Consider the following 12,955-nt stretch of genomic DNA (forward strand, 5'->3'; position numbering starts at 1 on the left):
TACTAAAAAGAAAATATAAAACCCTATTTTGCTATACTCAAACGTTAAATTAATTGATAAAAATTTAATTTTTAAGAAGCAGATTAAGCAAATCTTGTGAGATATTTTCTAGCTTAGATAAAGATTTTATTTTTATCAATATCTAAATGTTTGAATAATTTTAATATTTTTTCAAAAGTCATTCTGCTTTATTAATAACAAAAATGATCGCAAATACATAAAAATCAATATTTTATGAATCATGTATTTATTATCCTTCAAAACCTTTTATCATCTTATCAAAACACCAAAGTTTTCTCGCTTCATCTGATTTTGTAGGCTCTACAATCAACATTTCCTCTTCATTGCCAAGTCTTTCTTGAATTTCACCAAAAGCATCGATAAACATAGTATCGCCGTAAAAATTCCATTCTTCTTTAAGTTTTCCTATACGATTAACTCTTAAAATGCTAGTTGAATTTAAAAAAGCTCTCATTTTTAAAAGCTCTTCCCATCTTTTTTTGCTTTCAAAAGTTGAAGCGGTGGGAATAATAACCAAATCAATCTTTTTTTGCATGATCATTTTCCAAAAACCATCAAAATGAGCTTCAAATCCAAAAAGTAAAGCACATTTTAATCCAGCATAAGAAAAAGTAAAAAGTTTATATTTGTCGCATTTATTATTAAAAAAACTTTTCTCATTCCAATGATTATAAGGCATCAAAATTTGTTGCTCATAGCTTTTTACTCCACTAGGAGAGACTTTTAAACAAAGTTTTTTATAGCCTTTACTCTCAACATTGACAAAAGGAGCTATGATTTCTAATTCATATTTTTTTGAAAGGCGTATTAAGCTTTCTTTTTTAGCTTCACTTTGCTCTTTTATCATAGATTTTGGCATAGAAAGTAATTCAGTAAAAAAACTATTGATAACATATTCTCCCAAAATAACAAGATTTGCTCCGCTATCTTTTGAAGCTTTTAAATAATAATCCAACCTTGACTCACTTAAAGCTAAAGTAGGAAATTGCAAGGCTGAAATTTTACTCATCGATATTCTCCACTTCTAATTTTGCTTTTTCTAATTCCTCCCTAGCTTTTTTAATACTTTCTAGGCCCATTTTATATATTTTCACACTTTCATTTAAAGTTAATTCATCATTATTTAATTTATCTAAAGCTTCATTGGCTTTTTTTATCTTTTCTTCAAAACTCATTGATTAACCTTATAATTTGGCGCCTCATGAGTTATGGTTACATCATGAACATGACTTTCTTTAAGACCTGCACTTGTAATTTCTACAAATTCAGCTCTATCTTGAAAATCTTGTATATTTTTAGCACCTACATAACCCATAGAAGAACGAAGTCCGCCTAGAAGTTGATGCACAACACTTTTAATACTACCCACATAAGGCACACGTCCTTCTATACCTTCAGGAACTAATTTATCTTGGGCTGTTCCTTCTTGAAAATAACGATCAGAGCTACCTTTTTGCATTGCTCCAAGCGAACCCATTCCGCGATATGATTTATATTGTCTTCCTTGATAAGTAAAAAGCTCTCCTGGACTTTCATCTGTTCCAGCTAAAAGAGAACCAATCATAACAGAACTTGCACCAGCTGCCAAAGCTTTAGCTATATCACCTGAATACTTAATTCCACCATCAGCAATAACTGGAACTCCATATTTCTTAGCCTCTATAGCGCACTCATCTATAGCTGAAATTTGAGGGACGCCTACACCAGAAACTATACGAGTGGTACAAATACTTCCTGGTCCTATTCCTACTTTTACAGCATCTGCGCCCGCTTCGCAAAGAGCTTTTGCAGCAGCTGCAGTGGCAATATTACCCGCAATCAAATCTAATTTTGGATATTTTTGTTTTATAGCTTTTATAGTATCAATAATACCTTTAGAGTGTCCGTGTGCAGAATCAAGTACTACAACATCAACTCCAGCTTCCACTAAAGCATCAACTCGATCAATTTGTCCTACACCTATAGCAGCACCTACTCGAAGTCTTCCAAAATTATCTTTATTTGCATTTGGATATTCTTTACGTTTTTTAAGATCTTTGATTGTAATTAATCCCACTAAACGATCTTCGCTATCTATAATAGGTAGTTTTTCTACTTTATTTTTATTAAAAATTTTTTCAGCATCATCTAAAGTACATCCTTTTGGAGCAGTAATTAAAGGAGCTTTTGTCATTACATTTTCAACTAAATTAGAATAATCATTTTCAAATCTTAAGTCACGATTGGTTAAAATTCCAATTAATTTTTTGGACTCATCTACCACAGGAATACCTGATATTCTATATTCTGCCATAATTTCTAAAGCCTGAGCTATACTTGATTTTGGGCTAATAAAAATAGGATCTATAATCACTCCACTTTCGCTTTTTTTTACTCTTTTAACTTCTCTTGCTTGAGAAGCAATATCCATATTTTTATGAATAACTCCAAGTCCTCCAAGCCTTGCCATCATGATAGCGGCTCTATGTTCAGTTACTGTATCCATTGCAGCAGAAATCAAAGGCATATTTAAGGAAATATTTTTTGTAAGCTGAGTATGAATTTGAACTTGTTTTGGTAATATCTCAGAATAACAAGGGCGTAAAAGCACATCTTCAAAAGTTAAAGCACGTTTGACTATATTCATTATTTTCCTTCCTTTATAATATTTTCCAGACTTAAAGCACCATCGAGTAAAGTTTGCTCTTCAAAAGCTTTACAAACAAATTGAGCTGAAATATTAAGCCCATCTTTATCTTTACCTACTGGCACACTAATTCCACCAAGACCAGCTAAATTTAAAGAAATAGTATAAACATCCTCTAAATAAACTTCAATAGGGCTTTTTTTAGCATTAAAATCAAAAGCTGTTGTTGGAGCTACAGGCATAAAAATTAAATCACAATCTTTTAAAATTTCTTCATATTTAGCTTTTATAAAGGCTCTAGCCTTTTGTGCTTTAATATAATATGCATCATAGTATCCGCTACTAAGTACAAAAGTTCCTAGCAAAATTCTCCTCTTTACTTCTTCTCCAAAACCTTCACTACGAGTCTTAATATACATGTCTTTAAGATTTTCTATATTTTCAGAACGCCTTCCATAGCGCACACCATCATAACGACTTAAATTTGCACTCGCTTCAGCAGTTGCTATAATATAATATGCTGCTATATCATACTTACAATCAAGCATATGTTTATAAACAATTTCATGTCCATATGATTTTAACATATCTATGGTTTTTAAAAGAGTTTTTTTAACTTCTTCACTTGCATCATTAATATAGTTTTCAATCACTGCTATTTTTAATTTTCTATTTTTATTTAATTGTGGTGCTGTTTTAATAAACTCAATATTTGCACTCGTGCTATCCATTTTATCATATCCTGCAATAGCATCATATAAAATCGCAGCATCTTCAACATTTTGTGTTAAAACACCTATTTGATCAAGACTTGAAGAATAAGAAGCTAATCCATAACGACTGACCCTACCATAACTCGGTTTAAATCCGACACAACCACAAAAAGCAGCAGGTTGACGTACAGAACCACCTGTATCGCTACCTAAACTCGCCAAAGCTAATCCACTTGCTACAGCTGCAGCACTACCTCCACTTGAACCCCCTGGAACTTTATTTGGATTTAATGGATTTAAGGTTTTTCCATAATAAGAAGTTGCTGTTGAGCTACCCATAGCAAATTCGTCCATATTCGTTCTTCCATAAGGAGCAAAACCATTTTTTTTCAAATTTACAATAGCACTTGCATCATAAGGTGCCACATAACCTTGTAAAATTTTACTTGCACAAGTTAATTCCCAACCTTTAACACTAATATTATCCTTAATGGCGATAGGAATTCCCTCACAAGTTTGACTCAAATCTTTACCTAAAAATTGTTCTATGTAAGCGCCTAAGTGGCTTTCTTTTTTAGCTCTTTCATTTAATTCTTTTTTTAAATTTTGAATTTCTTCTTGGGATAATTTCAAAGCTTCTTTTAAAGTTATCATTTTCTTTCCTTATATTTTTTTGCATATTTTTTAATCAAAACAACCGATATGCCACAAAAAAAAGCAATTATAAAAATAGTTGCAATTACTACACTATTTGAAATAGGATTTTCAAACATTTTTTAAAACCTCACCACAACGCACACAAAGTTTTTCTTCTTTTAAACTTTCTAATTTCCAACATCTAGGACATTTATGCAACATAGCTTTTATGATTTTAAATTTTTCACCCTCAATTTCAAATTCACACAAAATTTCACCAGAACTATCTTTAAAATCACTTACCATAAACCAATCATTTAATTCATCTTTAGGTATAAATTCAAAACGCTTAGAATCTGTGATAAGATTGAGTTCTAAAGTTGATTTTATCGATTTGTCCTTTTTAAGTGCATCAATTTTTTCAAAAAATTTCTCACGCACGTTGAGTAAAAATTTATCATCTATATTAAAATCATATTCGAATTTTTCTTTCAAACTAAGATCAAAAACATCAGTAATATTATCTTTAATCAAATCATTAGCATGTTCTAAAGCCTCATCAACGCTATAAGTTAAAGTTGGAGCAAGTAAATTTAAAAGTTCTTTAGTGATTAGAGCCATAGCCACTTGAGCTGATTTTCTGCGATCGCTATTTTTAGCATCGCAATACAATCTATCTTTACTAATATCAAGATAAATTCCACTTAGGTCTGCACTTAAAAAATTTAAAAGTAAATTAAAACCTTTAGCAAACTCATAGGCTAAAAAATTCTCTTTAACATTTTTAAAAACATGGGTTGCACGTGTAAGTATCCACTTATCTATAAAACTAAAATCATTGATTTCTAAATTTTGCAAATCATTAATATTTGCAAGTAAAAATCTTATAGTATTTCTTATCTTGCGATATTGTTCGCTTACTTGTTTTAAAATATTATCAGAGATCTTTAAATCACTTGAATAATCACTTAAAAGTATCCAAAGTCTTAAAATTTCAACTCCATAAGTTTTAGCTACATATTCAGGTGCTATAACATTACCCTTAGACTTAGACATTTTTTGTCCTTTTTCGTCCGTAGTAAATCCATGAGTTAAAATGTTTTCATAAGGAGCCATTTGTTTAACAGCAGTTCCAATAAGTAAAGAGCTTTGAAACCAACCTCTATGCTGATCACTTCCTTCTAAATACATGTTAGCTCTTTTTTCTCCAGCATCGTAAATTCCACTATTTAAAACTGCATTCCATGTGCTTCCACTATCAAACCAAACATCTAAAATATCATAAACTTTCTCTAAATTTTCTGGATTATATTTTGAATTTTCAGGAATTAAATCTTTGATTTCAAATTCCCACCATGCATCAGCCCCATGTTTTTCGAAAATATTTGCTATAAAATCAAAAAGTTCAGTATCAAAAATCACTTCTTTGGTTGTTTTATCTCTAAAAAAAGCTATAGGAGTTCCCCAATCCCTTTGACGCGAAATACACCAATCGGGACGGTTTTCGACCATAGAACCAATTCTTTTTATACCACTTTGTGGATAGAATTTCGTTTTTAAAATTTGTTCTTTGGCGCATTCTCTTAAAGTTTTACCTTCTAAAAGTGCTTCATCCATTAAAATAAACCATTGTTTGGTTGCTCTATAAATTACAGGCTTGTGAGTTCTCCAACAAAATGGATAAGAATGTATAAATTTAGAAGAATGCAATAAAGATTTACCTAAAAGCTCTAAAATCCTTTCATTGGCTTTAAAAATATGAAGTCCTATAAATTCATTTAATAAATTCTCTGGTAAAAGTTTTTTAATCCTTAAGGTTTCATCATAACACCCACCATCATCCACAGGCATTAAAACTTCAATATCATATTTTAAACAAGCATAATAATCATCCTCACCATGACCTGGGGCAGTATGGACAAGTCCGCTCCCACCATCCATTAAAACATGCTCACCCATAATCAAAGTAGACTTTCTAAAATTTAAAGGATTAATTGCTTCTAATTTTTCAAATTCTTTAGCATTAAGCTCTTTTTCTATCTCTCCTTTTGTTAAACCCTTCTCTATCATGCTTTTAAGAAGAGCACTTGCAAAAATAAAACCCTCTTTGGTGATAACATAATTTTCATTAGGATTTAAAGCAATAGCTTGATTAGCCACCAAAGTCCAAGGTGTAGTTGTCCAAATAACTGCACTAGCTTTTGAAACTCCTAATTTTTTGCAAGCATTTTCATCTAAATCAAAAGATACAAATATAGAATAATCTTCCTTATCTTCATATTCTACCTCAGCTTCAGCTAAAGCTGATTTTGCAGCCCAACTCCAAAAAACAGGTTTGGAACGCTCACAAAGCAATCCTTTTTGGGCAATTTCACATAAAGTTCTATAAATAGCGGCCTCAAATTCAAATTTCATTGTAAGATAAGGCTTATCCCAGTCGGCTATAATACCAAGTTTTTTAAATTCTTCTCTTTGGATATTAACAAATTCATCAGCATGTTTTCTACAAAATTCTCGTATCTCTTTTTTGCTTAAATTTTTCTTCTTTTCACCAAGTTTAATTTCAACCTGTTGCTCTATAGGTAGACCATGACAATCCCAGCCTGGAGTAAAGCGAATTTTTTTTCCATTAAAATAATGCAATTTAATAATCGTTTCTTTTAAAATTTTATTTAAAGCATGACCAATATGAATATGACCATTGGCATAAGGAGGGCCATCATGTAAAGTAAAAGTATCATGAGCATCTTTACGATTTTGTTTCATTTTTTCATAGGCATAATTTTCATTAAACCATTTTTCAAATCTTTTGGGTTCAAATTCGGCCAAATTAGCACGCATCGAAAAAGTAGTATTTGGTAAAAGCAAGGTATCTTTGTAATCCATTATTTTCCACCTAAATTTTTTATAATCTCAAATTTTACTAAAATTAGTTTAAAATTTAGCTATAATTACACAAAAAAGGGAAATTTTATGAAGCATTTACTTTTTCTTATTGGCGATGAATTAGCGATGAATGATGATTATAAGGATTATATTTATCGAACATATGAGAAAAAATTTAAAGAAATTTGCGAAATTCGCTTTCAAAATAAAACCGATAAAGAATTGCCTTTTTTGCTAGAAAAACTTCTCTTAGAATACGATTTTATAACCCTTTTTACCACATCTAATCATTATGCAACCATAGCTAAAATTCTTGCAACACTTAACGAAGATGCTTTAGTTTTAAAAGAAGATAATTTGGTTCCTGATAAAGCATATTTCTCCAAAGATAGTTTTGTATGTGATTTTATCCATTCAAAAATCAATGTTATCAAAACTACAATAGGTAATAAACTTCCAGAACTACTTGGAAATATACAACCTAATTTTACCTATTTTTGTCTTTTTGGAATTGATGATGAAAGTGCTGTTGTATTGCTTGATGCATTAACAAAATCCTATGAAGTTAAAATCAAAACAAGTAAAATACTTGATAATCTTACATTGATTAAAGCTACTTGCCCCAATTTTGGAAAATTAGATGGATTTTTAACTAGTATTAAAAATCTTTTTGGACAAAAAGTGTTTTTAGGGAAAAATCCTTTAGAATTTATTATTTCAAAGCTTTTAGAAAAAAAAATAAAAATTTCTTTTGCTGAAAGTTGCACGGGTGGACTTTGTGCAAGTACGCTAACCAAATTCGATGGAGCGAGTCAGATTTTTGAAGGATCAATTGTAAGCTATTCTAATCGCTTAAAACATGAGTGGCTAGGTATTGCTGAAGAAAATTTGCAAAATGGAAGAGAATATAGCGAACGCTGTATATATTTTATGCTAAAAGGAATTTTTAAAACAGCAAAACCTGATTTTGCCTTAGCTATTAGCGGAGTAACTGGAAGAAATGATGAAGGCTTAATAAAATCAGGTACTGTATATATAGGAGCAATGTTTAAAGATGGAACTTTTGTTCAAGAAATTCTTCATTTAGACGGAGATAGAGAATTGATGCAAAAACAAGCTATGATGGCAACTTTTTGTTTATTATTAAAACTCAAACCAGAAATTTTTGAATTTTAATTTTATAAATGATTAAACTTTTATGACCTATAATTAATTTAGCTTAAATTACATTAAGGAATTAATTATGAATTTTAAAGATCTTATCTCAAAACGTCACGCTTGTAAATTATTTAGCGATAAAAAAATCAATACAAATGATTTAAATTTTATTTTAGAAAGTGGGATTTTAGCTCCTAGCTCTTATGGTTTTGAACCTTGGAAATTTATTGTTTTTGAAAAGCAAGAGGATAATTTAAATCTTTCTAAATTATGTTTTAATCAACAAAATGTTGCCACTGCGAGTCATAATATAGTTATATTAGCAAGAAAAGATTTGCAAAGCAAGGATGCATTTGCTCAAAAACAAGTACATCGTTTTGCTGATTCTGATGAAGAAAAATTTCAAAAAATTTTACAAATTTATACGCAAAAAACCAATATGATGGATGATAAGCAACTTTATCATTACGCTCAACTTCAATGCTATCTTGCAATGATGCAAATGTCTTTAGCCGCTATAAGTCTAGGGATCGATTCTTGCATGATAGGAGGTTTTGACAAAGAAAAAATGGATCAATTTCTAAAATTAAAATATCCTTTTGAAACAGCTGTTATATTAGCTCTTGGATATAGAGCACAAGAACCAAAACATACAACCAAACGTTTAAAATTTGATGAAGTTGTTGAATTTTATAAGGAAAAATAAAATGGATAAATTAGATCTTTTTAAATTTAGATATTCTTGTAGAAATTTTAAAAATGAAAAATTAAATCCACAAGATCTAAGAAATATATTAGAAATTGCTAGATTAAGCCCTAGTTCTTTAGGTTTAGAACCTTGGAAATTTGTAGTTGTGCAAGATGAAAAGAAAAAAGAAGAATTATCAGAGATTTGCAATCATCAACCTCATGTTAAAAATTGTTCTGCTTTAATTATTATTTTATCAAGACTTGATTTTTTAGATTACTTTGAAGAAAAATTAAGAAAAAGAGATATGAGTGAAAAAGAAATTCAAAAGCGTTTAGATACCTATATGCCTTTTTTAAATTCTTTAAATCATGAGCAAAAAATTGCTTATGCTAGAGAACAAGCCCATATTGCTTTAGCAAGTATACTTTATAGCGCTACTGCTTTAAATATAGCTACTTGCCCAATAGGAGGTTTTGATAAAATTAAACTTGAATCCTACCTCAATCTCAATACTCAAAAAGAAATAGCAACTCTTATCGTAGCTATAGGCTACTCTAATGATAAAAGTTTGCCACAAAAGAATCGCTTTGATTTTGATGAAGTAGTTCAATTTTTATAATTAAAGCTAAAATAAAAATAGAATACAATTCTATTTTTACCGTTACTTTGCCAAAATTTTATATAATTTTTTAAATTTCACAGAATTTAAGGTTTTATATGAATTTGCCAAATATTTTAGCATTTTTAAGAATTATGTTAGCTCCTTTATTTTTTTTCTTGCTTACTCATTCTTTTAAAGAAGTTGATCAAAGCTGGATTAATTATTTTGCTGCTTTAACATTTTCTTTAGCAGCAATAAGTGATTTTTTCGATGGTTATATTGCAAGAACTTGGAATCAAACAACAAAACTAGGAGGTATCTTAGATCCTTTGGCTGACAAAATGCTTATTTTAGCAGCTTTTTTAGGTTTATTAATGATAGGAAGAGCAAACGAATGGATTATTTATCTTATACTCGTTCGTGAATTTTTTATCACAGGCTTTCGCGTAGTTATGGTTAGTGAAAATTTAAATGTTAATGCCTCATTTGCTGGAAAGCTAAAAACAACTTTTCAAATGATAGCTATAGGTTTTTTAACAATGCAGTGGGCAGGAGGACAAATTTTGCTTTATATTGCCTTTGTTTTAACACTTTACTCTGGTTTTGAATATGTTTTAAGCTATATGAAACAAAACAAAGGAAAATTACAATGAAATCTTTATTTTTTTTAATTTTAATACTTATACTTGGATTTAAATTTTATTCTATTGAATTTTTAGCAACAATTTTGGTCATTTCTTTTTTAATTTTTTTTCACGAGCTGGGTCATTTTTTAGCGGCAAAATCTTTAGGTGTTAAGGTAGAAATTTTTAGTATTGGTTTTGGAAAAAGTCTTTTAGAATTCAACTTTAAAAATACCATTTATCGCTTAAGCACTCTGCCTTTAGGAGGTTATGTAAAACTTAAAGGACAAGATGATATGCGTCCAGGTTTTGAAAATTTAGATCCTGATAGTTATAGTATTTTACATCCTTTGAAGAAAATTTATATTTTACTTGCTGGACCTTTTTTTAATCTCTTTTTAGCTTTTATACTTTATATTGTTATAGGAAATTTAGGAATACAAAAATTATCAGCACAAATAGGTACTATCGCTCCAAACTCTGCAGCACAAATAGCTGGAATGAAACCTGATGATATAATTTTATCTATCAATGGAATCAAAATTCAAAGCTTTGATGAAATTTCAAAACATCTAAATTTACAACCTCTAAATATTGTAGTTGATAGAAATGGAGAAAAAATAAATTTCAATCTTACCCCAAAAATAGGACAAGGATATAATGATTTTGGTCAATTGGTTTCAAAGGCACAACTTGGAGTAAGTCCAAAAGGCACTGATATATTAGTTTTTCACACAGGATTGCAAAGTCTAAATTATGCTTTAGACGAAAGCATTAAAGCTTCAACGCTCATTATTAAAGGCATAATAAAACTTATTACTGGAGAAGTAGAAGCTAAAAACTTAGGTGGCATTATTACAATGGCTAATATCACTTCAAAAGCAGCACAAACAAGTTTTACAATCCTTTTACTTATAACTGCTTTAATTTCAATCAATCTAGGAATTTTAAATCTTTTACCTATTCCTATGCTTGATGGAGGACATATATTGTTTAATATTTATGAAATTATTTTTAGACGCAAAGTGTCCCAAAAAACCTTTGAATACCTAAGTTATGGAGGAATGGCTATACTTTTAAGCTTGATGCTTTTTGCTACTTTTAATGATATTTTAAGAGCTTTACAATGAATAAAAATTTTACCTATCCTACACCCAATTTTTCAGATCCAAAAAAAAGTATTATTTTTTGGCGTTATTCGCGCTTTTGGGCTAGAAAAATCTTATATTTTTCTCAAGTGAATTTTTTCATTAAAACACTCAATAAAGAAAAAAATAATCACTTAAAATATTTTTTTCAAGAAAAACCTTATGCTTGCTATAATGTTATTAGAAGATTTTGCGATAAAAGTTTTAGTGCCAATGATAGAGTTAAAACCTTACTTTATGATGTTGATAAAGGGTTAAAAACGTTTACTTTTTTTCCAGAAAGAAAAAATATTTTTATCCTTAAAGACGAAGAAAATACTTTTGAAATCGATCTTGATCAAAATTATCACGTTTGTGAAGAAGGTTTTTGGGCTATTAAACTTAAATTTAATACTCAAGTCATTTTACAAGCAAGTTTTTGTTTTACTCTTGAAAATAATATTTTAATTGCTTGCATACAAGGCTATAAGCATGAAAATTTAGACTCTTTGAGAATCAATAAAATTTGTACTAAAAAATTTTTTGGATTAAGACCAACGGATTTGATAATAGAATGTATTAAAATTTTAACCAAAATTTTAAATTGCAATGTCACACTTGGTGTTTATGAAAAAAATCAAATTCGATCACAAAAAAAACAAAATAAGGGTTACTATGTAAATTATCAAAAAATTTGGCTTGAAAATGCCGGAGAGCTCATAAAAATTAATAAACGTAATTACTATAAACTCTCTCATTTAAGAAAAAAAATTGAAGAAATTTCAAGTCAAAAACGCTCTATGTATAAAAAGCGTTTTGCAATACTTGATGAAATTGAAAAAAAAATCAACGAAATCTTTTCTAAATAATACTTTTTAAATATTTCACACTCTTCTTGCAACCTTCTTTTTGCAACCTTAAAAGCTTTTCTAGGTGCTCATTAGAAACCTCTTGAGGATAATAATATTGCATAGCCTTTAAACCTTTAAATAAAGGTTTTTCAATTTTAAAAGCACCTTCTCCTAACTTATCAACCCCACCCGTTCCTTTTTCTCTTTTAAAATTTGCACAATATGGATAACATTGTTCTATATTAATACGATCTAAACCTTCATTTTTTAAAATTTCTATACAAGCTTTAATATCAATATTCCCTTCTCCTAAAGGTACCCCACAAACATAATCTACCCCATCTTCATTAAAAATAATATGATCTTTACAATGAGTACTAAAAGTATATTTTGCCATATCCTTACAAGCTTTAATAGGATCTTCATAAGCCATCATTGAATTTCCAAAATCATATAAAAATCCTACTCTAGGATGATTGATTAAGGCTAATAATTCAAGTAAATCACTTGAAGTTTGATATTCATGATTTTCTATGGCAAGTTTTAAATCATAATTTTCTAAAATTTCAATTAAAGCCTTAATTTCATTAGATGAGTTTAAAAATTCTTCTTTATTGAAAAGTGCTGTAATTTTAGAGTCATCAAAGCTACCATCGCTTGCATTTTTAACTTTTTTACTTTTATCTGTTAATGGCACATAAGATCTAATAATCTTGGTGTTTAAAATTTGTGCCACTTTGGCAATTTTTTCAAATTTATTTTTATCAAAACCTTTAGCATCAATTTCACAATACATATTATATTCATCAAGCTTCGCTCTAATCTTTTTAAGGTGATGCTCTTCATTACTTCCTAAACATCCCCATTCCTCATCTAAACCAAAATCTTTAATGATATTTATAATCACTCCATCGCAGTCTAATTCTTTTGCAAAATCAATATAAGAAAATATATCCATTTTACCATTTTGAAACCATAAATGCATACTTTCAGTCTCTAAACCAATTTTCATTTTTCTTCCT

General features: G+C 29.3%; 13 protein-coding genes. 6 read left to right on the forward strand and 7 right to left on the reverse strand.

Annotation, left to right across the window (positions count from 1 at the left end):
* Nucleotides 1-250: 250 nt before the first annotated feature.
* Genes CMOL_RS03825 through ileS form a run of 6 tightly spaced genes read right to left on the reverse strand, consistent with a single transcriptional unit; the run spans nt 251 to nt 6,882 of the window.
* Nucleotides 251-1,030: a carbon-nitrogen hydrolase family protein gene (locus CMOL_RS03825; RefSeq protein WP_239819799.1), complete on the reverse strand. Its 780-nt coding sequence runs from the start codon at nt 1,028-1,030 to the stop codon at nt 251-253.
* A complete protein-coding gene (gene xseB, locus CMOL_RS03830; protein WP_200280536.1) occupies nt 1,023-1,196 on the reverse strand; it encodes an exodeoxyribonuclease VII small subunit in 174 nt (57 codons plus the stop codon). The genes CMOL_RS03825 and xseB overlap by 8 nt, the downstream gene beginning before the upstream one ends.
* A complete protein-coding gene (gene guaB, locus CMOL_RS03835; protein WP_239819800.1) occupies nt 1,193-2,647 on the reverse strand; it encodes an IMP dehydrogenase in 1,455 nt (484 codons plus the stop codon). Before guaB ends, xseB begins: the two co-directional genes overlap by 4 nt.
* The gene (gatA, locus tag CMOL_RS03840; protein ID WP_239819801.1) at nt 2,647-4,014 is read right to left on the reverse strand and encodes an Asp-tRNA(Asn)/Glu-tRNA(Gln) amidotransferase subunit GatA; all 1,368 of its coding nucleotides are present in this window, start codon (nt 4,012-4,014) and stop codon (nt 2,647-2,649) included. The genes guaB and gatA overlap by 1 nt, the downstream gene beginning before the upstream one ends.
* Nucleotides 4,011-4,133 (reverse strand): hypothetical protein, encoded by a 123-nt coding sequence (locus tag CMOL_RS07810; protein WP_275583318.1) that lies wholly within the window; start codon nt 4,131-4,133, stop codon nt 4,011-4,013. The genes gatA and CMOL_RS07810 overlap by 4 nt, the downstream gene beginning before the upstream one ends.
* Entirely contained in the window at nt 4,126-6,882 is a 2,757-nt protein-coding gene (gene ileS, locus CMOL_RS03845) for an isoleucine--tRNA ligase (RefSeq protein WP_239819802.1), read from the reverse strand. The genes CMOL_RS07810 and ileS overlap by 8 nt, the downstream gene beginning before the upstream one ends.
* 87 nt (nt 6,883-6,969) lie before the next feature.
* Here ileS and CMOL_RS03850 point away from each other — a divergent pair, with 87 nt between their 5' ends.
* The 6 genes from CMOL_RS03850 (at nt 6,970) to CMOL_RS03875 (ending at nt 11,951) form a co-directional block, all read left to right on the forward strand.
* Nucleotides 6,970-8,058, forward strand: coding sequence for a CinA family protein (locus tag CMOL_RS03850; protein WP_200280527.1), 1,089 nt, complete (start codon nt 6,970-6,972; stop codon nt 8,056-8,058).
* Nucleotides 8,059-8,125: 67 nt separating this feature from the next.
* On the forward strand, nt 8,126-8,746 hold the full coding sequence (locus CMOL_RS03855; RefSeq protein WP_200280524.1) for an NAD(P)H-dependent oxidoreductase: 621 nt from the start codon (nt 8,126-8,128) through the stop codon (nt 8,744-8,746).
* Nucleotide 8,747: 1 nt separating this feature from the next.
* Complete coding sequence (locus tag CMOL_RS03860; RefSeq protein ID WP_239819803.1) at nt 8,748-9,350, forward strand: NAD(P)H-dependent oxidoreductase; 603 nt, start codon at nt 8,748-8,750, stop codon at nt 9,348-9,350.
* 98 nt (nt 9,351-9,448) lie between these two features.
* Nucleotides 9,449-9,985 (forward strand): CDP-diacylglycerol--glycerol-3-phosphate 3-phosphatidyltransferase, encoded by a 537-nt coding sequence (gene pgsA / locus CMOL_RS03865; protein ID WP_239819804.1) that lies wholly within the window; start codon nt 9,449-9,451, stop codon nt 9,983-9,985.
* Entirely contained in the window at nt 9,982-11,085 is a 1,104-nt protein-coding gene (gene rseP, locus CMOL_RS03870; protein ID WP_239819805.1) for an RIP metalloprotease RseP, read from the forward strand. Before pgsA ends, rseP begins: the two co-directional genes overlap by 4 nt.
* Nucleotides 11,082-11,951, forward strand: a complete 870-nt coding sequence (locus CMOL_RS03875; protein ID WP_239819806.1) for a VirK family antimicrobial peptide resistance protein — start codon at nt 11,082-11,084, stop codon at nt 11,949-11,951. The genes rseP and CMOL_RS03875 overlap by 4 nt, the downstream gene beginning before the upstream one ends.
* Here the strand turns inward: CMOL_RS03875 and CMOL_RS03880 are convergent.
* Nucleotides 11,944-12,945 carry a sugar phosphate isomerase/epimerase family protein gene (locus CMOL_RS03880; RefSeq protein ID WP_239819807.1) on the reverse strand — a complete coding sequence of 334 codons (1,002 nt, stop codon included), beginning with the start codon at nt 12,943-12,945 and terminating at the stop codon, nt 11,944-11,946. The two genes, CMOL_RS03875 and CMOL_RS03880, sit on opposite strands and share 8 nt — an antisense overlap.
* Nucleotides 12,946-12,955: the final 10 nt, after the last annotated feature.

Origin of the sequence: Campylobacter sp. RM10537, from assembly GCF_022369435.1 — a bacterium.
GTDB classification, from domain to species: Bacteria; Campylobacterota; Campylobacteria; order Campylobacterales; family Campylobacteraceae; genus Campylobacter_D; species Campylobacter_D molothri.

Bases quoted from the DNA above. Each gene is read 5' to 3' on its own strand.
- CMOL_RS03855 (WP_200280524.1), top strand. From the start codon at position 8,126: ATGAATTTTAAAGATCTTATCTCAAAACGTCACGCTTGTAAATTATTT.
- CMOL_RS03880 (WP_239819807.1), bottom strand. From the start codon at position 12,945: ATGAAAATTGGTTTAGAGACTGAAAGTATGCATTTATGGTTTCAAAAT.
- CMOL_RS07810 (WP_275583318.1), bottom strand. From the start codon at position 4,133: ATGTTTGAAAATCCTATTTCAAATAGTGTAGTAATTGCAACTATTTTT.
- guaB (WP_239819800.1), bottom strand. From the start codon at position 2,647: ATGAATATAGTCAAACGTGCTTTAACTTTTGAAGATGTGCTTTTACGC.
- gatA (WP_239819801.1), bottom strand. From the start codon at position 4,014: ATGATAACTTTAAAAGAAGCTTTGAAATTATCCCAAGAAGAAATTCAA.
- CMOL_RS03860 (WP_239819803.1), top strand. From the start codon at position 8,748: ATGGATAAATTAGATCTTTTTAAATTTAGATATTCTTGTAGAAATTTT.
- CMOL_RS03850 (WP_200280527.1), top strand. From the start codon at position 6,970: ATGAAGCATTTACTTTTTCTTATTGGCGATGAATTAGCGATGAATGAT.
- CMOL_RS03825 (WP_239819799.1), bottom strand. From the start codon at position 1,030: ATGAGTAAAATTTCAGCCTTGCAATTTCCTACTTTAGCTTTAAGTGAG.
- ileS (WP_239819802.1), bottom strand. From the start codon at position 6,882: ATGGATTACAAAGATACCTTGCTTTTACCAAATACTACTTTTTCGATG.
- xseB (WP_200280536.1), bottom strand. From the start codon at position 1,196: ATGAGTTTTGAAGAAAAGATAAAAAAAGCCAATGAAGCTTTAGATAAA.
- pgsA (WP_239819804.1), top strand. From the start codon at position 9,449: ATGAATTTGCCAAATATTTTAGCATTTTTAAGAATTATGTTAGCTCCT.
- rseP (WP_239819805.1), top strand. From the start codon at position 9,982: ATGAAATCTTTATTTTTTTTAATTTTAATACTTATACTTGGATTTAAA.
- CMOL_RS03875 (WP_239819806.1), top strand. From the start codon at position 11,082: ATGAATAAAAATTTTACCTATCCTACACCCAATTTTTCAGATCCAAAA.